We start from the raw sequence: 23,988 nt of genomic DNA on the forward strand, positions 1-23,988 counted from the left end.
ACACGTTTTCCTTCTGAAAACCGCCGCTTGTCCATTTACAGACCATGCCGCAACGGCATTCTGGCCCCATGCCACACGTCACACACGCGATGGCGCGCCCGGGGCGTGCGCTGTCAGCCTTCCATGACCCTCAGCTCGCCTTCCAACCAAGGCAACTGCGTCAGCGCGGGGGCAATCACCATGTCTGTCACCAGCATCCGCATGGTGCGCGCTACGTCGCGCGGCACCCGGTCGGCCCAGTCGGTGCCAGCAAACAGCGAAATGGTCCGCGAAAAGGGTTTGAACGGCACGGGATGCGCCTCCATCTGATCGTGGTAGCGCCCCGCGCGCATGTAGCCCAAGGGTGTGGTGATCGCCCACCCCATGCCGCGCGACGCCAGCGTCATCAGCGACAGATGCGCGCCAATCTCGAACCGTTCGGCAAAGGCCAGCTTTTGCCGCGCCAGATGTGCCTCGATCTGGCGACCGATCATCTGCGCCCGATCATACCGCAGGATCGGCAGGCTCTGCATCAGCGGCTCTACGCCGCCGGCCGCCTCTGCAGCCCCCTTGGCGCAGACAAGGATATAAGGGTCGCGGACCAAAGGATACTCCACGATACCGTCGATCACCTCACCGCTGCTGGCAGCGATCGCAAGGTGCAGGCGGCGCGCCTTGATTTCGGCCGAAATCTCATGACTGGGGGCCGTGATCAGCTTGAACCGGCACCGGGTCATGCTGTCGGCCAATATCGTGACAAGGCGCGGCGTCAGATCATTGTCGAAATCGTCGATCACCCCCAGACTGAGGGTCGACAGATGGGTCAGGTCCATCACCGTCAGTTCATTCTGCGCCAGCCGCAATTGCCGCAGCACCGCCTGCGTGCGCAGCAGGAACGACCGTCCCGCCGGGGTCACCCGCATCGGGCGGCGTCCATGATCGACCAGATCAACACCCAGCGCGCTTTCCAGATTGCGCATCTGCTGGCTGACCGCTGGCTGGCTCAACCCGGTCACTTCGGCGGCCTTCGCCACGGACCCGCTCTCCGCCAAGGCCTCAAAAACCTCAAGGCCCCGAAGCGTCACGCCTTTCATCAACATCGCACACTCCCCGCAGCCACAGTTTCCGTTTTTGTGAAGATACACCCCCACGTCAAGGAAAACGCATGCCTCGCCTGATCAAATCCGCCCCCGGCCTGCCCCCCGCCGCGCTGGCCGATGTCGCCGACACCGTGCAGGTTATGCTTGCCCGCCTGAAAACAGGGGGAGAAGACACCGCGCGCGACTATGCCCAACGGCTGGATGGCTGGACCGGCGAGATTGTCGTGCCCCCCGAGCAGGCACAGAAGGCGGGGAAAGACCTTTCCGATGCGCTGAAACAGGCGCTGGACTATGCGCATGACAACATCCGGCGCTTTGCGCAGGCCCAGCGCGCCTCGCTGCGCGATATCGAGATCGAACTGCACCCCGGCCTTGTCGCGGGGCAGTCCAGCCTGCCGGTCGGCGCGGCGGGCTGCTATGTGCCGGGCGGACGCTATGCGCACATCGCCTCGGCACTGATGACCATCGCGACCGCCCGCGCCGCAGGTGTGCCGCATATCACCGCCTGCGCGCCGCCACGCCGCGCGCCAGACGGCACCGCTCAGGGCATTGACCCGGCGACGCTCTACACCATGCATCTGGCCGGGGCGGACACGATCCTGTGCCTTGGCGGCGTACAGGGCATTGCCGCCATGTCCTATGGCCTGTTCGGCGCACCGCCAGCCGACGTGCTGGCCGGTCCCGGCAACGCCTATGTGGCCGAGGCCAAGCGCCAGTTGTTCGGCCCCGTGGGCATCGACATGTTCGCCGGGCCCACGGACGTGCTGATCCTCGCCGATGCCACCGCTGACCCGGCGCTGGTCGCGCTCGATCTGGCCGGTCAGGCCGAACACGGGCCCACATCGCCCTGCTGGCTGATCACCGATCACGAACCGCTGGCGCGCCGTGTCGCCGACCTGATGCCGGAAACCTGCGCCCGCATAGATGGCGAAAACGGCGCGACCGCGCGGGCCGCATGGGACGCAATGGGTGAGATCATCCTGTGCAACAGCCGCGAGGAAATGGCCGCCGAATCGGACCGCTACGCGCCCGAGCATCTGCACGTTCAATGCACCGATCTGCCGTGGTGGCAGGCCCGCCTGACCGCCTATGGCTCACTGTTTCTGGGGGCCGACACCACTGTGGCCTTTGGCGACAAAGCATCCGGTCCCAACCATGTGCTGCCCACCGGCGGCGCGGCGCGCTATACCGGCGGGCTGTCGGTGCACAAGTTCCTGAAAACCGTCACATGGCAACGCGCCACGCCCGAGGCGCTGCCCGCGCTGGCCCGCGCCACCTCTGTCATTTCCCGCGCCGAAGGCATGACCGGCCACGCCTTGACGGCAGAAGCCCGCCTTGCCACCCTGACCCCTCGCGCCTGTGTCGCCAACGAAAGCTGATCTTCATGAACCTTGCCAAATTCCCCCGTGTCCGGCTGGCACACCTTCCCACACCGCTTGAACCGATGCCGCGCCTGTCCGAACTGCTGGGCGGCCCGGAAATCTGGATCAAGCGAGACGACTGCACCGGCCTTTCGACCGGCGGCAACAAGACCCGCAAGCTGGAATTCCTCATGGCCGAGGCCATGGATCAGGGCGCGGACATCGTCCTGACCCAAGGCGCGACGCAATCCAACCACGCCCGCCAGACGGCGGCGGCGGCGGCGAAACTGGGGCTGGAGTGTCATATCCTGCTGGAGGACCGCACCGGCTACAACCACGAGAACTATCGCTATAACGGCAACGTCCTGCTGGACGTGCTGCACGGTGCGTCGATCGAACATCGTGGCCCCGATCTGGACATGAACGCCGAGATGGAGGCCGTCGCCGACCAGATGCGCACCAAAGGCCGCAAGCCCTATACCATCCCCGGCGGCGGCTCGAACGCCACCGGCGCGCTTGGTTACGTCAACTGCGCGCTGGAGATGCTGAACCAGTTTGTCGAGATGGACCTAAAGGTGGATCACATCGTCCACGCCACCGGGTCGGCCGGGACACAGGCCGGGCTGATCACCGGGCTCAAGGCGATGAATGCACAAATCCCCCTGCTGGGCATCGGCGTGCGCGCACCCAAACCCAAGCAAGAGGAAAACGTCTACAACCTTGCCGTCAAAACTGCGGAAAAGCTGGGCTGCCCCGGCGTGGTGTCGCGTGAGGACGTTGTTGCCAACACCGACTACGTCGGCCCCGGCTATGGCATCCCCGCCGAATCGACGCTGGAGGCGATCGACATCTTTGCCCGGACAGAGGCAATCCTGCTTGACCCGGTCTATTCCGCCAAAGGCGCGGCCGGGCTGATCGATCTCATCCGCAAAGGCCATTTCAAAAGCCATGAACGCGTGGTCTTTCTACACACCGGCGGCGCCATCGGGCTGACCGGCTACACCCATGCCTTTGACGTGAAATCGCGCGCATGACCCGTGCCCGCTGTATCAGTGCCATCCCGCAGAGGGCGGCATGAGGCCGGTGGGCATTCTGGGCGGGATGGGGCCACAGGCCACCATCCTGCTCATGCAAAAGGTTCTGGATAAGGTTCCGGCGCAGGACGACGCGGACCATGTGCCATTGATCGTGCACCAGAATCCGCGCGTCCCGTCGCGGATCGCCGCGCTGATTGACGGCACTGGCCCCTCACCCTTGCCGGTGTTGCAGGATATGTGCCGGGATCTCGCGGCCGCGGGCGCGACCGCGCTGGCCATGCCTTGCAACACGGCGCACCACTACGCAGGCGGCATTCGTGCCACCTGCGACCTGCCGTTTCTCGACATGCTGTCCGCAACCGCCACCGCGCTGCAAGGCAAAGGCCGCATCGGCATCCTTGCGTCACCCGCCACGCGTCTGACCGGCATCTTCGATCACTACCTCGACGCGCCCTATACCGCACCGCCCGACGATGCGCCGCTGCTGGAGATGATCCGCGCCATCAAGGCAGGTGCTCCGCCCGAGCAGATCTTGCCCGCCTTTGCCGAACAGGCGCGCCGGTTGCAGGAACGCACCGATCATATCCTGATCGCCTGCACCGAACTATCGCTTGCCGCACCTCTGCTGCCGCCGGACGTCTCGTGGACGGACAGTCTTGACTGTCTGGTCGGCCGCATCATTGCCCACGCCACGCAGGACTGAACGCCCGCCGGTCTTTGGCCCGGTCTCTGGTCCAGCCTCAGGTCGCGCGGCAAGCACTTTCTGCACGCGCCGCAAACGCCTTGTAGCGTTTCCAGAACGCCTCATTGCGCGGATTGTCGGACTGCCGAGTCTCCTGCGCCCGGTGCGGATCGGCAAAAAACGTCGCCGCCAGCCGTTGATCCGACGACGTCAGATCGCTGTTCGCCACCGACTGGATACAACCACATCGCTGCCGCGTCGCCCCTGACCGGCCCGCGCGCAGGCAGGCATCGGAAATCGGACCAGAGGACACCCTCACCTGCGGTGCCGCACCATAGCTACGTTTCGAAGAGTTTCCGCCGCCGCAGGCTACAAGCCCGAGGCAGGCAGCCAGAATAACTGCTTGTTTCATCTCACCTGTCTCTCATTGCCCGGACGCGGATTTTCCATCTGCCCAGGCGCTGCCCTCAGGTGGCATAATGCGCCAAACGGCGCCAACCTTCAAGAATCCACGCGCAGTCTGGCGAAAGCCTCTTCGACCCGAGGCGCATAGGCCACCCACGCCTCTGTTTCGGCCCGGTAGACAGGCCGCCGCACCTGCCCTGCCGATGCGGTGTGGACGACGCGCGCATTGTCTTGCGGCGACAGGCAGGCCGCGTCCCAATCCAATCCCAGATCCACAATCAGCGCACGCGTCACACCGCCCGGATCTGCCGTCAGATCCCCATACTCCAACCGTCGCACCCGCCCCGGCCAATCCGCCTCACAGCGCGCGGTCCAGTCGCGGTACATCCCGTGATAGGTGACGACATCCTCCAGATCGTAGCAGTACCCCAAGGACGACGCGGTAAAATACTGCTTCAGGTTCGACCAGCACACCGACGGCGCATCGCGCACCACATGCACAATCCGCGCCTCAGGCAGCGCCGCACAGATCAACGGTAAGAAGCAAAAGTTATGCGGCATCTTGTCAGTCACATAGCGCGCCCCGTCTGAATGCGCGGCCAGCCCCTCCAGATAGCCGCGACGCAGCGCCTGCAATCCCGCCTCTGTCACGGGCGCTCCTTCAAGAAAGCCGCGTGCCATATCCGCCAACAGCGACAATTCCCCCGCCCCGGTGACCTGCCCATGGGCAGAGATGATCTGTTCTGTCAGCGTGGTGCCGGAGCGCGGCATCCCTAGGATAAAGATCGGCGTGACCGCACCCGGCTCTGACGGCTCCAACGGCGCGGCGTCCAATTCTGCCAACCGCCGAAACAACGCCTGATCCTGGGATATATCGTACCCCATCAAGGCCTTGCGCAACGCGTTTCCCTCTTCCAGATAGGCCCACGCGCGGTCACGGTCCCCCAGCGTGTCGTAAGCATCGAACAGGCCAAAGCACAGCCGCGTCCGATCCATCGGCGCGACGGCGGGATCATCATACAGCGCAATCATCTGGTCCAACTGGCTGTCTTCGCGGGGCCAAGGCTTGATCGCGGACAGGTTGCGATGCGCCTCGGCAAACTGCGGCGCGATGTTCACCGCCTGCTCATAATGCGCCTGCGCTTCGGCGAAACGCCCCTCTTCATAGGCTGCGACGCCAAGGATGTTCTGCGCGGTCGCCACCTTTGGCGTCTTGTCGATCACCGCCTGACACAGCACTGCGGCCCCGGGCAAATCGCCCCGATCTGCAAGCACCGACGCCAGTTCCATCATTGCGCCCGCGTTGGTCGGGTCCAGATCCAGCGCCGCGCGCACCTGCGCCTCTGCCTCGGCCCCGCGTCCGGTGGCACGCAGGGACACCGAATGGTTCACCCGCGCCTCTGCCAGATCGGGACGCAACTTGGCCGCCCGCGCCAGCGACTCCTCCGCCTGCGCAAAAGCGCCCAGTTCCAGCAGGACACCGCCGTGGATCTGCCACAGCACATAACTGTCGGGATAGATCGGCAACAGCCGTGCCACCTGTTCGGCCACCAGCATGGAGTGACCGGCCTTGTGCGCCGCAACCAGCTTTTCCAAAAGATCCTGGGACGGCGCCGCCTCTGGCAATCGCGCCAATAGGGCCCGCGCCCGTGCATTGCGCGGATACCGCGTCAGCACATCGCGGCACAGGGCCTTGGCCTGCGCCGCCTCTCCCTTGCGTTCATGTGATCTGGCCCGTGCCAGCGCTGTCTCGACCATTGCCATTGGATGCCCTCATCTGTTGGGGCACCCTAGGCGGGTCAAGGTAAACAAGAGGTGTGCGCCGGTCCGGTCAGCGCGCCGCGCCCACTCCGGCAGAGCCTGCCTGCACGGACTTGCCCGTGCCCGACGCACCGTGAAAGCCGTCGATCTGGGCGGTCAGGCTCCTGTCATTGTCCATGCGCACCGTCGGCGCGGCAAAGGCCTCGGCAGAGGCAAGGTTCAGAACAAGAGCGGTGAGAAGAACCGGGCGGATCATGGCGTGTTTCCTTTGGGCGGCGTTCTCCAAACCCTACCGCTCCCGCTCAGCGCCCCACAGTCAGGCATACCTCCTTATGGAATACCTGACTTTGGTGTCCGCGCCCTGCACCCCGACCGCCCAAGACGCCTTGCACCTTGGATCGCAACAACCGGGCGGCAAACACCCCACTCCACCGGGATGTCCAAGCGACACAGGACGCGCAGCGCCCCCCCCCACCATCCCAAGGTAGGCCGGGCTTCAGCCCGGCACCCCCTTGCCAGAAAAAACTCCGTTCCATCCAATCCGTAGGGCGGGCTTCAGCCCGCCAACATGTCGGCTCAAGGTCCAATAGGCGGCTGACCAGTTCCCATGAGAACGTCACGGTACTCCACCAAAGTCTCCAACCGCTGCTGCGCGCCAACTTCATCGCCGGAAACCGTCCAAACCGCGGTCGCAAGAACGCCGAACAGATTTGCCCCGCCAATTGTCCATGCGGCCACCGTTTTCCACGACGACCTCTGCAATGCCTCGCAATCCGCCTTGGCCTTGGCCAATTCGGTTTCAAGGTTCGCAACCTGCGCATTCAACCGACCAATTTCCTCGCGCAGCGCCTGCTCTGTCGCATCGGACTGTTCCATTTTGGTCAGAATGTCGGCAATCCGGTCCAGCCCGCGGGGCAACGCCTCCAGCGGCGCAAACATCTCTGGCGTTTCGTTCAATCCTGTTTCCGCACGGAACCGCTCGAACTCCTGCCGGATCATGGCCGAAAGTGAGGAAACGCCCGCTGAGACGATGATCTTGTTTTCAAAAAGATGCGTGACATGGCGCGGCTCAAAATCGGGCCAACGCGGCTCAATGGCTTGCCGCTCCGCTTCCCACGCCGCCTCAATCTCCGCAATAGCCCCGGCCACCGCATCCGCCCCGGCCTCCCAGACCTCCTGCGGGATCAAAGCCACGCGGCGTTGCAACTCCCAGTCCATCGGCGCGCCGCGCACCATGCTGTCATACCAGCGCTTGAAGAACTCAAAACGTGGATCGGTGTCCAGCAGAGTACCGCTTAAGCCAAACGCGCTCGCGGACGCTGGCGGTACACCGTCAAGCCAAAGAGGTAGTCCCAGCACATCCGAAACGCCGAAATCGGCATCCCTGTAGGTCGCGTCTTCGATCTCACGTGCGGCCAATTTAGATTTTGTTCGAATGGCATAAACTGCGGAATTTTTGGCATTAGAGGCGTGAAGAGCTGTCGTGTAAGTTATATGGTCTGAAACCCATTCAATTCTGTAGTTTTTACCAACTGCAGCCGCAACATTTTCAGCTGCGCGTGCGGCTCTATCGAGTGAAGCAGGCATTGTGCCACTTCGCAGGGTTGCAATGGCGCTCTCGATCTCGTTCGCAACTGCTTCCAAAGACCTGCTTGTTTCTCTGGCGGCTCCAAGGGCTACAAGCATCGACCATCCAGTGAACAGCGCCAATTTTTCACGTTCCTGCGCGAATGGTGGCCCATCGTGTTTCATCTCGACAAGCAGAATAGTCCATACACGTAAAGCAGCCCGCGCTCCAATCGCAACGCACATGGACTGCGGCTGGTTCGACAACCAATCCCTAAAAGAGTCTTTCGACTCAAACTTCATATTCGTCTCCCGTCGCTGAGCAGGGTCAGTCTACGTGCCTCATCTTCTGTCGCAACCACCCCCTAGCCCCATCCCCACTTGACCAAACACCTATTCCACAGCATATCGCAGGACATGAGCACACCCCTGTCCCGCATCCGCAACTTCTCCATCGTCGCCCACATCGACCACGGGAAATCCACCCTGGCCGACCGGCTGATCCAGCTCACCGGCACCGTCGCCGAACGCGACATGAAGGCCCAGATGCTGGACGCCATGGATATCGAGCGTGAACGCGGCATCACCATCAAGGCCAACACCGTCCGCATCGATTACCCGGCGCAGGACGGTCACACCTATATCCTCAACCTGATCGACACCCCCGGGCACGTCGATTTCGCCTACGAGGTCTCCCGCTCCATGCGCGCGGTCGAGGGGTCCTTGCTGGTCGTGGACGCCACTCAAGGGGTCGAGGCGCAGACGCTGGCCAACGTCTACACCGCCATCGACGCCGACCATGAGATCGTCACCGTCCTCAACAAGATCGACCTGCCCGCCGCCGAACCCGAACGCATCGCAGCGCAGATTGAGGACGTCATCGGCATCGACGCCTCGGACGCCTGCCTGATCTCCGCCAAGACCGGCATCGGCATCCCCGACGTCCTAGAGGCCATCGTCAAGCGCCTGCCGCCGCCCCATTCCGGCGATCCCGACGCGCCGCTCAAGGCGATGCTGGTCGACAGCTGGTATGACCCCTACCTTGGCGTTGTGGTCCTTGTCCGCATCATGGACGGCACCCTGAAAAAGGGCGACAACATCCGCATGATGCGCACGGGCGGCAAATACGGCGTCGACAAACTCGGCGTCTTCCGCCCCGCCATGCAGGACGTCAAGGAGCTCGGCCCCGGTGAGATCGGCTTTTTCACCGGCTCCATCAAGCAGGTCCGCGACACCAAGGTGGGCGACACGATCACCCACGAAAAGCGCCCGTGTGAGACACCCCTGCCCGGCTTCAAACCCTCGATCCCGGTGGTCTTCTGCGGCCTCTTCCCGGTCGACTCCGCCGAATTTGAGGACCTGCGCGACGCCATCGAGAAACTCGCCCTCAACGACGCCTCCTTCAGCTTTGAGATGGAAACCTCCGCCGCCCTCGGGTTTGGCTTTCGCTGCGGCTTCCTTGGCCTCTTGCACCTTGAGGTCATCCGCGACCGGATTGAGCGCGAATACAACATCGACCTGATCACCACCGCGCCTTCGGTGATCTATCACATCTTCATGAAAGACGGCTCTGTGCTAGAGCTGCACAACCCCGCCGACATGCCCGACATGTCCAAGGTCGACCATCTCGAAGAGCCGCGCATCAAGGCGACGATCCTCGTGCCCGACGACTATCTGGGCGACGTGCTGAAACTCTGTCAGGACCGCCGCGGCATCCAGTTGGACCTGACCTATGTCGGCAACCGCGCGATGGTGGTCTATGACCTGCCACTGAACGAGGTGGTCTTTGACTTCCACGACCGGCTGAAATCGGTAACCAAGGGCTATGCCTCCTTCGATTACCAGATGGACAGCTACCGCGAGGACAACCTCGTCAAAATGCAGATCCTCGTGAACGATGAGCCCGTCGACGCGCTGTCCACCATGGTCCACCGTGACCGCGCCGACATGCGCGGCCGCGCCATGTGCGCCAAGCTCAAGGACCTGATCCCGCGCCAGATGTTCAAGATCCCGATTCAGGCGGCCATCGGCGGCAAGGTCATCGCCCGAGAGACCCTGTCGGCGCTGCGCAAGGACGTCACGGCCAAATGCTACGGCGGCGACGCGACCCGCAAGAAAAAGCTGCTGGAAAAGCAGAAGGCGGGCAAGAAGAAGATGCGCCAGTTCGGCAAGGTAGAGATCCCGCAAGAAGCGTTTATTTCCGCCCTGAAAATGGACGAATAGTCCATTTTACCGGGCGCGTGGGCGGCAGCGGGTTCTGCGCAGCAGGTTCCGCGTGCCCACTCGGTGGAGCAGAGATACGCTAACCATTCGGTTTCAACGTTATTGCAATTTTTTGTGTATTGCTGTCTCTTTGGAGAGTGAATTTTTGCTAGCTGCGAGTTCAAGCTATGCCAACGAACGCGAAAACAGTATTCATTGTTGGGGCAGGAGCTAGTTGTGAGTTCGGGCTTCCCGCAGGTGAGGAACTAAAGACGAAAATATCCAAACTGTGCGGAGAATACCCAAAAGAATCCTTGAACACGACGGATGAAACGCTTCGGAAAGCAATCGAGGCTTTAGCTAAGGACTCATCAGAAACAGCATCCCGAAATTCTAAAAGCCTTCTGTTTGAAAAGTTGCCAATAATTCGTGACAATATGCCTTTGGCGCCTTCGATCGACAATTTTTTGGATACTCACCGAGAAGATCGAGAATTAGTAAACGTTGGAAAACTAGCAATTGCTGTAGCAATACGAAAAGCGGAGAACGCTTCCAGCCTCTTTGTCGATAAGAGCAACATGTACAACCGCTTCAATCCTAGTAAAATGGATCGAAATTGGATTACAGAACTTTTCAAAGTCCTTGTATCACAGAGAAACTTCTCTGATTTCTTAGAGGCATTGGGAAGCACTCATTTCGTCTCATTTAATTACGACCGCTGCATACATCAGTTTATTTTCAATGCCGCCAGACAATATTTCAACTTATCCGATAGGGACAGCAAGTCAGTTCTCGATCAGCTACAGGTCCACTACCCTTACGGCTCCGTCGGCTCACTCAACCTAGATCAATTTGGCATTGATAACTTCGGGGAAGATATAGATGCCAAAGCGGCGGCAGGCGCAGTGACAAGCCTTCGAACTTTTACCGAAGGCGCCTCAGAGGGATTTTCAGCAGAATTCCGAGAACTATTTTCCGATCATACGCTTCTTGTTTTCTTGGGGTTTGGTTTTCTTCCTTTGAACATGAAAATGCTATTTAGGGGAGGTCGTCTGCCAGTCAAAAGTGTGGTAGCTACGACAAAAGGCCAGTCAGAACACTCCGCAAAAGCATTGCGTGAAGAATTTAAAAGGATTTTTGGAAAGTCGTACTCAAATGGACATTGGGAGAAACTTGGAAGTCTCAACATTCACACTGTCAATGACACATGCTCTGATCTTTTTTGGCAATTCAACAGATTGATCTATCAAAACCTCGTTCCGTAGTCCGCGCAAACAATCAGAAAACAGAACATACGGTGCGCGCAAGCACGCACCGCGCTCTAACTCGCCTCCTCCGTCGCAACATGCTACGCCCCCCTACCCAACCAAATCCATCCCAACCCTAAACCGCACATCCCGATGCACCGAGGAATACGGCCAATCCTCAACCCGCTCTACCAACCCATGTTTCACCGGGTTGATCCAACAATACCGCAAGTGCGCCGCGAAATCCGCCTCGTCCCGAATATGGTGCTCCCAGAAGCGCCGCTGCCACACAGCCGCCTCACGCTTGGTCTCCCGTAGGCCGGGCTTCAGCCCGGCAAACCGCCCCGACCGAACAACCGGCAATTCACTTGGCATCTTTGGGTAAGCCGGGCTTAAGCCCGGCCTACACCCATCATCAATGGAATACTTCTCCCGCACCGCCATCGTAAACCGCGCTTTGATCGCGCCCCACCGTCGGCCATACTCCCTGTCCCCTGCTGGCATCTGCCAAATGCAATGCAGGTGATCCGGCAGGACAACCCAAGCCTCAATCCCGAATGGCCGCTCGGCCCGCGTTCTGCGCACCGCATCCCGAAAGAGATCGACCTCCTGCACCAATAAATCGCTGCCACGGTCCGCAAGGTTGACCGTAAAGAACACGCGCGCGCCGGAAACCTTTGGACGGATGTAACGGGACATGCCGCATCCTCGCCCCGAATGGTTAATGGCGTGTGAACCCACGCCCTCGCCCATCATTGCTCCCCACGCCGCAACGCCCTATTCTGCGCCTTCCATACGGGGGAGAGTCTCGCATGTTCCGCAAATGCACAGCTTTGGTGTCCACCTCGGCGCTGGTCTCGGCCTTCGCCGCCCCGCTGGCCGCGCAGCCGCAGGAATGTCTGGGCCATGATCTGAACGACCCCGCTTTGTCCATTCCGATGAACGCGCCCGCGCATACCTGGACGCTGTATAACCTTGGTCCCGGCGCGGTCGTTATCCGCACCAGCACCGGGCAGGTGCTGCCCGGTCCCGCCCCCAGCAGCGAGCCGAAACCCGCGCCTTTTTCGGGTGAGACCGGCACCAGCTATGCCATCGCTCTGGCCGGTCCGGGTCTGACCATCGTCTATATCTGCCCCGGCCTCTGAGCGGGCCAAAGGTTAAGCGCAGGTAAAACCGTCTCTGTAACCTATTGATTTTCAACAGGCGCGAATCTGTCCACGCGTGGACAGCGCCTCATGCCCCTCCCCCGGAGCCGCGACCCGATAGCCCAATGCGGAGCCCGCCTTGGACCGGATCACTGCCGCACGCGGCGCGTCTTAATTTCCTACATCCAGTTCAGGGTCGACGGTCTCTTCGTACTCATAGTCGGGGACGTACTCCTCCTCCGGCTCCTCCAGAAAATAATCGCTGTCCCCATCCTGACCTTCTTCGTAGGCCAGCGCCCAGACGTCCTGCAACATCTCGCGCTCTACTTGCTTAAGGTAGGCGATCAGACGCGGCAGCGGCGGGCGCGTAGACTCGATATAGCTTTTGACCCGGCGCATCGCCTCTTGCTTGCGCGGGACTGGCACCCGATCCAGCGGATTGACGTAAGAGACAGATCGCCCGGCCGTCTGGCCCTGTGTCGACACCACAGCCCCCGCAGGTGTCGCCCAACGCGGCCCCCCCAGCCAAACCGCCGCGAACATGATCTTGGCGCGGATCTCTGGCGTGCCGCCAACAATCAGGCCGTCATAGAACATGACATGCACGTCTTCCCATTTGGCACGGTGGAACATGGTCCCCGTCTCGTTCCCGACGCCACAATAAGCATCGTGTACGGCTGCCGCATTGATGAACTCCGGCGCGGTCGGATCGCCGACAATCGCGACAAAGATCTTGGGGATCGACGCGCCATCGGTCAGCGTCCGCGGCGGTGCCACCCAGTTTTTGCCCTGTGCATCGACAAAATTCAGCGGCCCTGCGGTGGGAAAGAACTTGTAGGGCCGTTTCGGCAGTTCGACTGGTTCTGGCAGGACACGCAGGGGCGACTGACTAAAGGTACAGCCCCCCTGCGGTCGGGTCAGACAAGACAGTTCCGGCGCGTCGGCACGGCTGCTCTGGGCAATGTAGCCCGACGTATCGCATGCCGCGAGCGTCAGGGCGCAAGCGGTCAAAAGGGCAAGGTTGCGCATGGGACTATCCAATTGGTCAAATTCGTTGTCGGGAAAATACGGGAGTCGCGTATCTCGATCAAGCGGCGCCTGACCCAAATCAAGGAAACCGCATTCCGCCAACACTATGTGTCGCGCATTCATGCAGTTCAGGAGAGTGCAATGTTTCGTCTAGCCAGTTTGCTCTATTCTCTGATTTCGACCAGCCTTGCCGGAACGATGGTCATTGGCGTTCTTGTGGCAGGCCATGGCACGCTTATGCCGATCCTCATCGCGGCGGCGGTCGGTTTTGTCCTGGCCGCCCCTGTGTCGTGGCTTGTCGCGCGCCGAATCTACAACTGACGCAAAAGACCATCGGCACAGCGCTCGATCAGATCCAACGCGCCATCGAAGTCCCGTGTGAAATAGGGATCGGGCACCTCCGTCGCATCTTTGGTGTCGGCGAAATCTGTCATCAGTCGAATACGCGCTCCGCCCGCCGCAGGCGCAAGGGTGTTCAGATCATCCAAATTCTGCGCGTCCATCGCCACGATCAGGTCAAAGCGATCGAAATCATCAGGGGTCACCTGCCGGGCGCGCAGGTCCGACATGTCATAACCGCGCGCGCGTGCTGCATCCTGCATCGGACCAAAGGGCGGTTCGCCGTTGTGCCAGTTTCCGGTTCCGGCACTATCCAGCGTAACAAACACCCCCTGCGCATCCGCCTTGGCCCGCACGACGGCCTCGGCGGTCGGGGACCGGCAGATGTTGCCGAGACAGACAAAGAGGATACGGTGGGTCATCATCTGGTCCTACCGATTGGGACACTTTTCAGCAAGGGAGCCGTGATGACCGAAAAGATCGTCATACTGACTGGGGCGGGCCTGTCGGCGGAAAGCGGGCTGGGCACCTTTCGCGATGAAAGCGGGCTTTGGGCGCAGCACAGGATCGAGGACGTTGCCACACCAGAGGGCTTTTCCCGCAATCCCGCCCTCGTCCACGCCTTTTACAACGCCCGCCGTCAGCAGGCCGCTACGGCCACGCCCAATGCCGCCCACGACGCGCTCGCGCGGCTTCAGAAAAAATGACCCGGCGACGTCATCATTGTCACGCAAAACGTGGACGGGCTGCACGAAAAGGCCGGCGCAACTGCGATCCACATGCACGGAATTCTGACCGGAGCCCTGTGCGCCGCCTGCGATCATCGCTGGCCTGCCCCACCCGAAATGTCGCCACGGGACATGTGCCCCAACTGCCGCGCTCCCTCAGCACGCCCGGACATCGTCTGGTTCGGAGAGATGCCCTATCACATGGAAGAGATCGACAGCCACCTGCAGGACTGCGCAATCTTTGCCGCCATCGGAACTTCCGGCCAAGTCTATCCAGCGGCAGGATTCGTCGTCGAAGCCGCAAGGGCCGGGGCGGAGACGGTCGAACTCAATCTTGACCGCACTGAAATCTCGCGCGCTTTTGCCAGCCACCATATCGGCCCCGCGACCGATATCGTACCGAACTGGGTCGACAGCCTTTTGACAGGCGGCGCGCGCCGCCTGCCGATTGTGTAGGGCAGGACCGCATCCCGCCATGGCAGCCTAGTTGCTGGCGCCCATGCCGTGGCCCATGTGGTGCATCGGTTTACGCTCCAGATCGACGGGGATGTCGACCACCATCTCACCTGCTTTCTCGAAGATCAGCGTGACGGCGACTGTCTTGCCCTGCTCCATGGGTCCGTTCAGGCCCATGAACATCACATGATCGCCTCCGCGCTGCAGCATGTGGGTGCCACCGGCGGGCACGGCAAAGCCTTCTTCGACTTCCATCATGCGCATGACGCCCTCGCCCATGTCCTTGTGCGTGTGAAGTTCGACGCGCACTGCGACCTCGGAACTTACGCCGATCAACCGATCATCCTCGGTGCCGGTGTTTTCGATCACCATAAAAGCGGCACCCGCCTTGGCCGTGGGGCCGGAACTGCGCGCATAAGGGTCCGTGATCACGATGTCGGCAAGAACAGGCGTGGCAAGGGCCAGCGCAACTGCGCCGACGAAAAGGGTCTTCAGGGTCATTTTGGTATCCTCGGGTTTCTCTGTCAGATTGTTAAAACACGTTGTCAGAGAAAAACCGGCGGCCCACGGGCGCACGCAGAGATCGAGACCAGCGAACCGCTTAACTGAGGTGGCGCATCCCACAACACCGCTTGCCAGACGACATCGCGCACTCTCGGCGGCAGGGCCTCGCCCGATTCGACAAACAGCGCCAGAGCGGCATCGGGGCAGAGATGCTGTACCTGCATCGGCTGCCCGTGCGCGTCTACCAACACGGTCGACACGGTCAGACCACGGCAGATCACCATCGTGCCCGCCGGCCCCGCCTGACCGCGTGCAAAGGCAGCCGACTGGCTGGTCACGGCCAGAACGACCGCCAGCACAATACCAAAGAGAGATCGCAATCGCTGCTTCATCCGCTCGATATATTGGCATTGTCAGATGTGACCAAAGCGACAAAAGGAAACAGCCCCGCACCGGTTGGTGCGAGGCTGCTTTCACTGTCCATCGCCAGATAGCTTCAGGCGTCGGCCTGTGCTGTCTTGATCTCTTTTTTGACCTTCAGGGCGCGATCCGAAAGCTCGGTATCTTTCGCCTTGGCCAGAAACTTGTCCAGACCACCACGGTGGTCGACCGAGCGCAAAGCATGCGCAGAAATACGCAACTTGACGCCACGGCCCAAAGTCTCGGACTGGAGGGTCACGTCGTTCAGGTTCGGCAGAAAACGGCGCCGGGTCCTGTTGTTGGCGTGGCTCACATTGTTGCCCACCATGGGGCCTTTGCCGGTCAGTTCGCACACACGCGACATCGGTTCGTCCTCATCCACTGGTGGCAAGGCCTCTGCCCCGCCGATCTCATCCGAGCAGGGAGGAGGATCCGCCCTGCAAATATCAAAAGGCGCCGCCCGTTTGCTGGATCGGGGGGCGCCCGGAATCTGGTTCGACGGTGCATATGCAGATGCGCAGGCTTCGTCAAGGGCCTGTTGCGATTCATCAAACACAGACACGCGACTTGGCGGCCCCGGCCCCTCCCGTATTGCGATGCCTCGGTCAGTCCATCTGCAGATGATCGCGCAACAATTCCTCTGCCGCCGCCGTCGGCGTCAGATCACCAGCCTCGACCTGACGTGCCAATGCCGCCATCGCCCCTCTCACGGGCTCACGCGATAGTCGCGCCAACAGCCGCTCCCGCACCTCTGCTTCGAACCAGAATCGCGCTTGTTCCGCGCGCCGGGCCGCAAAATGCCCAGTCTCGCGCCGCCACTTCTCAAGGGACTGCATCTCGTCCCAGGCCTTTGCCAACCCGGTATCCTCCAGCGCCGATACGGTCATCGCCTTGGGAAAGCCCTCTGGGTCCTGCGGACGTTTGCGCAAAAGACGCAGCGCCCCGGCATAGTCGGCGCAGGTCCGCAGCGCCGTCGCCTTCAGATCCCCGTCCGCCTTGTTGACCAGCAGAATGTCGGCCATCTCCATGATGCCACGTTTGACGCCTTGCAATTCATCGCCCCCCGCAGGTGCCAGCAGCAGCAGGAACAGATCCGACATTTCGGCCACCATAGTTTCGGACTGACCAACCCCCACGGTCTCAATCAGCACAACGTCGAATCCCGCAGCCTCGCACAGGTCTGTCGCTTCACGCGTACGCCGCGCCACCCCGCCCAGTTGGGTTTGCGACGGGGACGGCCGGATAAAGGCATTGCGATCCCGCGACAGTCGCTCCATGCGCGTCTTGTCCCCCAGGATCGACCCACCGGACCGGGCGGACGAAGGATCGACCGCCAACACCGCAACCTTCAATCCTTGCCCTGTCAACATCAGGCCAAATGTCTCAATAAAAGTGGACTTGCCAACGCCCGGCGTCCCCGACATCCCCACGCGCAGGGCTTCGCGGCCATGACCTTTCAAACTCTCCAACAAAAGGAGCGCCTGCTCACGGTGATCCGCGCGCCCGCTTTCCACCAGCGTGATCGCCCGGGCTAGCGCCCGCCGTTCGCCCGCAAGGATGCGGGTCTTGAGGTCGTGAATATCCATCTCTGTTTCTTCCCGCGCACATCAGTAAAAGTCCAGACCACGCCGCAGCTTCTTCTGTCCTGAAATATCCCGGGGGAGTCGACCGAAGGGAGACGGGGGCAGCGCCCCTTTGCCATCACTGGCCAAAGGCCCGTCCCATCGGCTAAAGCGGCCCCATGACACGCCTCCCCATCGAAGACGCCCTGCCGGACCTGATAGCCGCCCTGCGCAGCCGAGGTCGCGCCGTCCTGCAGGCGCCGCCTGGTGCCGGCAAGACAACCCGCGTCCCGCTTGCCTTGCTTGACGCGGGCCTGACCAAGGGCCGCATCGTCATGCTGGAACCCCGCCGCCTTGCCGCGCGCGCCGCCGCGCAGCGCCTTTCCGAACAACTGGGCGAATCTCCCGGAGAAACTGTCGGCTACCGAATCCGGGGCGAATCCAACGTATCGAAACGCACCCGCATTGAGGTGGTGACCGAAGGGATCCTGACCCGCATGATCCAGTCCGACCCGGAACTGACCGGGATCGGAGCGGTGCTGTTTGACGAGTTCCACGAACGATCGCTGAATGCCGACTTCGGCCTCGCGCTGTGCCTCGAAATCGCGGACGCCCTGCGCGACGACCTCATCCTCGTCGCCATGTCCGCAACACTGGACGCGCAGCCCGTGGCGGATCTGATGCAGGCCCCAGTAATCACCTCTCAGGGCCGCGCCTTTCCGGTCGAAACCCGGTGGCTGCCGCAGCCCCTGCCAAAACGCACCCGGTTCGACACGGCGCTGGCCGATCTGATTCTTCAGGCGCATCAGGAAACCACAGGCGGCATTCTGGCTTTCCTTCCGGGCGAGGGCGAGATCCGCCGAACCGAGGCGCTGCTGAAACCGCGCCTGCCGCCGGACACCCACCTGCGCCCGCTCTTCGGCGCCATGGATCTTTCGGCGCAACGCGCGGCCATCCGTCCAGAACAAGCCGGCCGGAAACTGGTGCTTGCCACATCTATCGCCGAAACGTCGCTTACGATTGAGGACATTCGCGTCGTCGTCGACGGCGGCAAGGCCCGCCGTGCGCGGTTCGATCCCGGGTCCGGCATGTCACGGCTGGTGACCGAACGTGTCACCCGCGCCGAGGCGACCCAGCGCGCAGGGCGTGCAGGCCGCATTGCCCCCGGCACGGCATATCGACTTTGGACAAAAGGTGAAGAAGGGTCTCTAAGCCCCTTTCCACCGGCGGAAATCGAGAATGCGGACCTTGCCGGTCTCATGCTTGAAATCGCCCTTTGGGGCGCTGATCCGACACAATTGCCCTTTCTGACGCCCCCGCCGGAACGCGCCTGCACCGAGGCTCAGGCGCTGCTGCAAATGTTGGGCGCATTGGATGCAGAAAAGCGGATCACGGCCCACGGACGCGCCCTTTCCAGACTTCCGCTCCATCCAAGACTTGCACATATGTTGACTCTTGGCGGCCGCGAGGCTGTCAATTTGGCCGCCCTATTGTCCGATCGCGATCCACTCACAGGAGCGACCTCGGATCTTTCACTTCGGCTCGATGCCCTGCGCGATACACATGGGTTTTCGCGGCGTCGTCCCGAACAAATCAACCGCGCCGCGCTGGAACGGATCAAGACAGAGGCCAAGCGCCTCACCAAAAGCATGAGGCGCGCACCTGAGCGCCCTGAGCCAAAAGAGAATTTTACCGCCGCCGAAATGGCGGCTCTGGCCTATCCCGACCGGATCGGCCTGCGACGCTCTGGTGACAGCGCCCGTTACCAGATGTCCGGCGGCAAAGGCGCGGTCATGGAGGATCACGATCCACTGGCCAAAGAGCGGTTGATCGTCGTTACCGACACGGACGGCAACCCGCGAGAAGCAAAGATCCGACAGGCCGTTGCAATCTCCCTTGCTGAAATCCGCACACTGTTCAACGAACGGATCATCTGGACCAACCTGTGTGAATGGTCGAAACGTGATCGCCGTGTCATCGCGCGGCAACAGGAACGGTTGGGGGCAATCGCGCTGGACGACCGCATCTGGAAAGACGCCCCCGACACCGCACTTGCCCGCGCCATGCTCGATGGCGTTCGCGACCTTGGCATCACACTGTCGGACGCCGAACGCCGGTTTACCGCCCGCGTGGCATTGGCGCGGGACGCCGGACAAGATTTGCCAGACATGTCCCCGGAGGCGCTGCTGGACACCATCGAAACTTGGTTGTTGCCCTACCTGTCGGGCGTGCGCAGCGCGGCAGACTGGAAGCGGCTGGATCTGCTGCCCGCACTGCGCGCCATGCTGGATTGGAACCAGTTGCAGTCATTGGACACCGCCACGCCCGCTCATTTCACCACACCTCTTGGTCGCCAGATCCCGATCGACTATTCAGGCGATCATCCGGAAATCAGTCTGCGCTTGCAGGAACTCCTGGGACAAAAGACGCATCCGATGGTGGGCCGGACGCCACTAAAGGTGACCCTGTTGTCCCCCGCCCAGCGCCCGGTCCAGACAACGATGGATCTACCCGGTTTCTGGTCCGGCTCTTATGCGGATGTGCGCAAGGACATGCGCGCGCGTTATCCCCGGCACCTCTGGCCAGAAGACCCGACACAGGCGGACCCCACGCTGCGGGCTAAGCCACGCGGCACCTGACCCCCAACCGCGTACCTGCTGACCGCGAAGTATGGTGCTCTTTCTCGATCAAAGAGATGCCGTGCTTTTGGTGCATAATGCCTGCGGGGCAGTCACCTGACAGATGAGCGGCGCGCCTATGTTTTTGCAATGCTGGCATTGATGCGCGTGTCAACGCCAGAACCAGTTGGCCATTTTGCTGAATCTTGATCGGGACCACCTGCGACGCCACCCAGCCCACGCCCGGCGGGCATGGGCGGGTCGTGACCATCTGTAAGGAATGCGGTCTCAGCGCAAAGCGCATTTTCCCGGCTCAGCCACTGCCCTCCAGACCGCAGGTCAACGCCGCAGCGAGGCTGGAGCCTTGTAGCTGACGTGCGCAGGCGCGGCGTGAATGCTCGCCGTTTTGGCCCCTTAGACGTCCAGACACCAACGCATGATTGCCTTCTGGGCGTGCAGACGGTTCTCTGCCTCGTCCCAAATCACAGAGTTCGGGCCGTCCATGACTTCGGACGTCACCTCTTCTTCGCGGTGCGCGGGCAGGCAATGCATGAAAACAGCGTCAGGTTTGGCCGCTTCCATCAACCGGGCATTTACCTGGTAGGGGCGTAGCATGTTGTGCCGCCTCTCGCGTGAGCTTTGGGCATCATGCATCGACACCCAGGTGTCGGTGACGATCAGATCCGCGCCCTCGACCGCCTTGATCGCATCGCGTTCGATGGTGATCGTGCGACCCTCATTGCGCGCCCAACCCACGGATTCCATTTCGGGGTCCAATTGCACCGGACCCGAAAAGGTCAGGTCAAAGCCGAACTGCCCAGCCGCGTGCAGGAAAGAGGTGCAGACGTTGTTGCCATCACCGCACCAGACCACCTTCTTTCCGGCAATCGGGCCGCGATGTTCCTCAAACGTTTGAATGTCCGCCATGATCTGACAGGGATGTGACCGGTCTGTCAGCCCATTGATCACCGGCACGCTGGCGTATTCGGACATCTCATCCAAAACCGACTCGTCAAACGTCCGGATCATGATCAGATCAACATAGCGCGACAACACGCGGGCCGTGTCGGCAATGGTCTCGCCATGGCCCAGCTGCATTTCGTTGCCTGACAACACCATGCTTTGCCCGCCCAACTGGCGCACGCCCACATCAAACGAAACCCGGGTTCGGGTCGACGGTTTTTCAAAGATCAGGGCCACCATCCGACCGGCCAGCGGCTGTTCGTCGTCGGGGGCCGCCTTGGGGCGGCCCTGACGGGCGGATTTCATTGCCTTGGCACTATCAATAATGGACCGCAGTTCGGCCTTGTCAGTCTTGTGAATGTCCAGAAAGTGATTCATCGCGTTTTTCTTCTTTTTTGGCGGGGATGGGGGCACTGCCCCGTCGCCTGACGGCGTCTCCCCGTAGATAATTCAGGCCTGAAAACACTCAGGCAGGTTGATTTTCCAGCGCAGTGGCGGCGGCGTCGAGGCGGTTGAACGCCTCTTGGATCTCATCTTCGGTGATGTTCAGCGGCGGCAACAGGCGCACGATATTGTCTGCCGCCGGAACGGTAATCACCTCAGCGGCATATCCCGCCTTGACCACATCCGCAGCCGGCAGTTTGGACTTGAGGCCCAGCATCATGCCGTAGCCGCGGACGCCCTCAAAGACAGTCGGATGCGCCGCGATCAAACCCTCCATCTTTTGCCGCAGCAGACCGGCGCGCGCTCGCACATCGTCGAGAAAGTCAGGGTCTGCCACGACGTCCAGCACCGCTTTGCCCACCGCACAGCCCAGCGGGTTGCCGCCATAGGTCGACCCGTGTGTACCCGCAACCATGCCACATGCGGCGTCTTCCGTGGCTAGCACGGCCCCCAGAGGAAAGCCGCCGCCGATGCCCTTGGCAATCATCATGATATCAGGCGTGACACCTGCCCATTCATGCGCAAACAGCCGCCCTGTGCGGCCCACGCCGCATTGAACTTCATCCAGAATCAGCAGCAGGCCTTTTTCGTCGCACAACTCGCGTAGCCCTTTCAGGCATTGGTCAGGCAACGTGCGGATGCCTCCCTCGCCCTGCACCGGCTCAATCAGGATCGCGCCGGTGGTGTCGTCAATCGCCGCATGCAGCGCGTCGTGATCGCCCCACGGCAGCGTCTTGAACCCAGCCAGCACCGGACCAAAGCCCTTGACCATCTTGTCGGCCCCCGAGGCCGCGATGGCGGCGGACGAGCGACCGTGGAAACAGCCCTCAAAGGTCAGGATGCCGGTCTTTTCCGGGTGACCCTTTTCGTACCAGTATTTGCGCGCCATTTTGACCGCCAGCTCACAGGCTTCAGTCCCCGAGTTGGTGAAAAACACCGTATCGGCAAATGTCGTCTCGACCAGTTTATCTGCCAGCGCCTGCTGTTGCGGGATCTCGTACAGGTTGGACACATGCCACAGTTTGTTCGCCTGCTCGGTCAGTGCCGCCACCAGTGGCGGATGCGCATGGCCCAGCACGTTCACCGCGATACCGGACCCAAGGTCCAGAAAACGTCGGCCGTCCTCCTCGAACAGCCAGCAGCCTTCGCCCTTTACGAAATGCAGGGGCGCGCGGTTGTAGGTCGGCAGAACGGAGGGGATCATATCGCTGTCCTCAGGGGGATTAGAGGCCCGATTGGTGGCAAGCGCCTTGGGCCGAGTCAAGTTGTAAGGGGATAATGATGCAATGGGAGTGCCCGCGCCACACAGGGCGCGAGGAGATCAAGAGGAATTATCCTCGTCGGATCTGGACCATTGTCATCATGTCCCTGCACATACAGCATTTCTGCCACCGTGCAAGCGCTCCCATTCCTGAGCCATTGCGCGGTACGACGCGCGCCGCTAGCGTCAGGCCATGACAGCGCCCCTCATCGACAATCTCCAGTACTGCAACTTCTCTGAAAAAGTCTTCCGCCAGTTGCGCGCCGGCGGGGTGGACGCGATCCACGTCACCATCGCCTACCACGAAAGCTTTCGGGAAATGGTGGCAAACCTTGAACGCTGGAACCGCTGGTTTGAACGGTTCCCCGAGCTGATCCTCCGCGGCACAGAGGCGCACCATGTCCGCGAGGCGCAAGAGACAAAGCGCACCGCCGTCTTCTTTGGCTTTCAGAACCCCTCGCCTATCGAGGACGACATCGGACTGGTCGAGATCGCGCACCAGTTGGGCGTGCGGTTCATGCAGCTGACGTACAACAACCAGTCTCTGCTGGCGACGGGCTGCTATGAGGAAGAGGACACTGGCCTAACGCGGATGGGCCGCGCCGTGGTGACGGAAATGAACCGCGTTGGTCTGGTCATCGACATGAGCCATTCGGCAGAGCGATCCACGCTAGAGACGATCGACCATGCAACCCGCCCCATTGCCATCACCCATGCCAACCCCGACTGGTGGCATCCCGCGTTGCGCAACAAATCCGATGAGGTGCTGCGCGCGCTGACCAATTCCGGCGGGATGCTGGGCTTTTCCCTATACCCGCACCACCTCGCAGGCGGCACCAATTGCACCCTCACCAGCTTTTGCGAGATGGTGGCAGAGGCGGCGGACCGTTACGGCGCCGAAAACCTTGGGATCGGCAGCGACCTGTGTCAGGACCAGCCCGACAGCGTGGTCGAATGGATGCGCGTCGGGCGTTGGACCAAGGACATCGAGTATGGCGAAGGGTCCGCATCTGCCCCCGGCTTCCCACCGATGCCCGACTGGTTTCAGGACAACCGTGACTGGGACAACATACGGGACGGACTGCGCGACGTCGGCTTTTCGCGGGGCGAGACCGAGGGCATTCTGGGCGGCAACTGGTTGCGATTTTATGAGACGGGTTTCGGACCAGCCTGAGGATA

General features: G+C 61.5%; 23 protein-coding genes and 1 pseudogene. 10 read left to right on the forward strand and 14 right to left on the reverse strand.

Translation table 11 applies throughout. The features are described 5' to 3' along the window. Positions 1–113: 113 nt before the first annotated feature. A complete protein-coding gene (locus ANTHELSMS3_RS22240; RefSeq protein ID WP_094036784.1) occupies positions 114–1,079 on the reverse strand; it encodes a LysR family transcriptional regulator in 966 nt (321 codons plus the stop codon). 65 nt (positions 1,080–1,144) lie between these two features. On the opposite strand from ANTHELSMS3_RS22240, the gene hisD reads away from it, so the two are divergent. From hisD to ANTHELSMS3_RS22255, 3 genes are read left to right on the forward strand one after another with little or no spacing between them, the layout of a single operon-like run. Beyond that, complete coding sequence (gene hisD / locus ANTHELSMS3_RS22245) at positions 1,145–2,458, forward strand: histidinol dehydrogenase (protein WP_094036785.1); 1,314 nt, start codon at positions 1,145–1,147, stop codon at positions 2,456–2,458. A 5-nt stretch (positions 2,459–2,463) separates the two neighbouring features. Further along, positions 2,464–3,474, forward strand: a complete 1,011-nt coding sequence (locus tag ANTHELSMS3_RS22250) for a D-cysteine desulfhydrase (RefSeq protein ID WP_094036786.1) — start codon at positions 2,464–2,466, stop codon at positions 3,472–3,474. 40 nt (positions 3,475–3,514) lie between these two features. Next, the gene (locus ANTHELSMS3_RS22255; RefSeq protein WP_094036787.1) at positions 3,515–4,180 is read left to right on the forward strand and encodes an aspartate/glutamate racemase family protein; all 666 of its coding nucleotides are present in this window, start codon (positions 3,515–3,517) and stop codon (positions 4,178–4,180) included. A gap of 37 nt (positions 4,181–4,217) precedes the next feature. On the opposite strand, the gene ANTHELSMS3_RS22260 is transcribed toward ANTHELSMS3_RS22255, so the two are convergent. From ANTHELSMS3_RS22260 to ANTHELSMS3_RS22275, 4 genes are all read right to left on the reverse strand, one after another. Continuing rightward, positions 4,218–4,571 (reverse strand): arginine transporter, encoded by a 354-nt coding sequence (locus ANTHELSMS3_RS22260; protein ID WP_094036788.1) that lies wholly within the window; start codon positions 4,569–4,571, stop codon positions 4,218–4,220. An 89-nt stretch (positions 4,572–4,660) separates the two neighbouring features. Beyond that, positions 4,661–6,328: a tetratricopeptide repeat-containing sulfotransferase family protein gene (locus ANTHELSMS3_RS22265; protein ID WP_094036789.1), complete on the reverse strand. Its 1,668-nt coding sequence runs from the start codon at positions 6,326–6,328 to the stop codon at positions 4,661–4,663. 67 nt (positions 6,329–6,395) lie between these two features. After that, positions 6,396–6,581 (reverse strand): hypothetical protein, encoded by a 186-nt coding sequence (locus ANTHELSMS3_RS22270; protein ID WP_094036790.1) that lies wholly within the window; start codon positions 6,579–6,581, stop codon positions 6,396–6,398. Between the two features lie 320 nt (positions 6,582–6,901). Next, complete coding sequence (locus ANTHELSMS3_RS22275) at positions 6,902–8,194, reverse strand: hypothetical protein (protein WP_157733608.1); 1,293 nt, start codon at positions 8,192–8,194, stop codon at positions 6,902–6,904. Between the two features lie 114 nt (positions 8,195–8,308). Here ANTHELSMS3_RS22275 and lepA point away from each other — a divergent pair, with 114 nt between their 5' ends. Both lepA and ANTHELSMS3_RS25680 read left to right on the forward strand, forming a co-directional pair. Then, entirely contained in the window at positions 8,309–10,114 is a 1,806-nt protein-coding gene (lepA, locus tag ANTHELSMS3_RS22280) for a translation elongation factor 4 (RefSeq protein ID WP_094036792.1), read from the forward strand. 167 nt (positions 10,115–10,281) lie between these two features. Next, a complete protein-coding gene (locus ANTHELSMS3_RS25680) occupies positions 10,282–11,358 on the forward strand; it encodes a hypothetical protein (protein ID WP_157733609.1) in 1,077 nt (358 codons plus the stop codon). 93 nt (positions 11,359–11,451) lie between these two features. Here ANTHELSMS3_RS25680 and ANTHELSMS3_RS22285 read toward each other — a convergent pair whose 3' ends face one another. Then, positions 11,452–12,039 (reverse strand): REP-associated tyrosine transposase, encoded by a 588-nt coding sequence (locus ANTHELSMS3_RS22285; protein WP_094036793.1) that lies wholly within the window; start codon positions 12,037–12,039, stop codon positions 11,452–11,454. A gap of 113 nt (positions 12,040–12,152) precedes the next feature. On the opposite strand from ANTHELSMS3_RS22285, the gene ANTHELSMS3_RS22290 reads away from it, so the two are divergent. Beyond that, on the forward strand, positions 12,153–12,485 hold the full coding sequence (locus ANTHELSMS3_RS22290; RefSeq protein WP_094036794.1) for a hypothetical protein: 333 nt from the start codon (positions 12,153–12,155) through the stop codon (positions 12,483–12,485). 171 nt (positions 12,486–12,656) lie between these two features. Here ANTHELSMS3_RS22290 and ANTHELSMS3_RS22295 read toward each other — a convergent pair whose 3' ends face one another. Then, positions 12,657–13,514, reverse strand: coding sequence for a DUF1353 domain-containing protein (locus ANTHELSMS3_RS22295; RefSeq protein ID WP_157733610.1), 858 nt, complete (start codon positions 13,512–13,514; stop codon positions 12,657–12,659). Between the two features lie 141 nt (positions 13,515–13,655). On the opposite strand from ANTHELSMS3_RS22295, the gene ANTHELSMS3_RS22300 reads away from it, so the two are divergent. Then, a complete protein-coding gene (locus tag ANTHELSMS3_RS22300; RefSeq protein ID WP_094036796.1) occupies positions 13,656–13,835 on the forward strand; it encodes a CTP synthetase in 180 nt (59 codons plus the stop codon). Here ANTHELSMS3_RS22300 and ANTHELSMS3_RS22305 read toward each other — a convergent pair. After that, complete coding sequence (locus ANTHELSMS3_RS22305; protein ID WP_094037302.1) at positions 13,826–14,275, reverse strand: low molecular weight protein-tyrosine-phosphatase; 450 nt, start codon at positions 14,273–14,275, stop codon at positions 13,826–13,828. The genes ANTHELSMS3_RS22300 and ANTHELSMS3_RS22305 overlap by 10 nt on opposite strands. A gap of 45 nt (positions 14,276–14,320) precedes the next feature. On the opposite strand from ANTHELSMS3_RS22305, the pseudogene ANTHELSMS3_RS22310 reads away from it, so the two are divergent. Then, positions 14,321–15,037, forward strand: a pseudogene (locus tag ANTHELSMS3_RS22310) (NAD-dependent deacylase). A gap of 27 nt (positions 15,038–15,064) precedes the next feature. Here ANTHELSMS3_RS22310 and ANTHELSMS3_RS22315 read toward each other — a convergent pair. The 4 genes from ANTHELSMS3_RS22315 to meaB all read right to left on the reverse strand — a co-directional run bounded on the left by ANTHELSMS3_RS22315 (position 15,065) and on the right by meaB (position 17,547). Next, on the reverse strand, positions 15,065–15,538 hold the full coding sequence (locus ANTHELSMS3_RS22315) for a copper chaperone PCu(A)C (protein WP_094037303.1): 474 nt from the start codon (positions 15,536–15,538) through the stop codon (positions 15,065–15,067). A gap of 44 nt (positions 15,539–15,582) precedes the next feature. Beyond that, complete coding sequence (locus ANTHELSMS3_RS22320) at positions 15,583–15,921, reverse strand: hypothetical protein (protein WP_157733611.1); 339 nt, start codon at positions 15,919–15,921, stop codon at positions 15,583–15,585. 116 nt (positions 15,922–16,037) lie between these two features. Further along, positions 16,038–16,325 (reverse strand): 50S ribosomal protein L28, encoded by a 288-nt coding sequence (gene rpmB / locus ANTHELSMS3_RS22325; RefSeq protein WP_089279544.1) that lies wholly within the window; start codon positions 16,323–16,325, stop codon positions 16,038–16,040. A 241-nt stretch (positions 16,326–16,566) separates the two neighbouring features. Then, complete coding sequence (gene meaB, locus ANTHELSMS3_RS22330) at positions 16,567–17,547, reverse strand: methylmalonyl Co-A mutase-associated GTPase MeaB (protein ID WP_094036798.1); 981 nt, start codon at positions 17,545–17,547, stop codon at positions 16,567–16,569. A 155-nt stretch (positions 17,548–17,702) separates the two neighbouring features. Between meaB and hrpB the strand changes: the two genes are divergently transcribed. Beyond that, a complete protein-coding gene (gene hrpB / locus ANTHELSMS3_RS22335; protein ID WP_094036799.1) occupies positions 17,703–20,162 on the forward strand; it encodes an ATP-dependent helicase HrpB in 2,460 nt (819 codons plus the stop codon). Between the two features lie 393 nt (positions 20,163–20,555). Here hrpB and argF read toward each other — a convergent pair whose 3' ends face one another. Together argF and ANTHELSMS3_RS22345 are read right to left on the reverse strand one after the other, a co-directional pair. Then, entirely contained in the window at positions 20,556–21,482 is a 927-nt protein-coding gene (gene argF, locus ANTHELSMS3_RS22340) for an ornithine carbamoyltransferase (protein WP_094036800.1), read from the reverse strand. Positions 21,483–21,570: 88 nt separating this feature from the next. After that, complete coding sequence (locus ANTHELSMS3_RS22345; RefSeq protein ID WP_094036801.1) at positions 21,571–22,752, reverse strand: aspartate aminotransferase family protein; 1,182 nt, start codon at positions 22,750–22,752, stop codon at positions 21,571–21,573. Positions 22,753–23,002: 250 nt separating this feature from the next. Between ANTHELSMS3_RS22345 and ANTHELSMS3_RS22350 the strand changes: the two genes are divergently transcribed. Next, positions 23,003–23,983, forward strand: a complete 981-nt coding sequence (locus tag ANTHELSMS3_RS22350; protein WP_094036802.1) for a membrane dipeptidase — start codon at positions 23,003–23,005, stop codon at positions 23,981–23,983. Positions 23,984–23,988 lie beyond the last annotated feature (5 nt).

Source organism: Antarctobacter heliothermus (assembly GCF_002237555.1).
Lineage (GTDB): Bacteria > Pseudomonadota > Alphaproteobacteria > Rhodobacterales > Rhodobacteraceae > Antarctobacter > Antarctobacter heliothermus_B.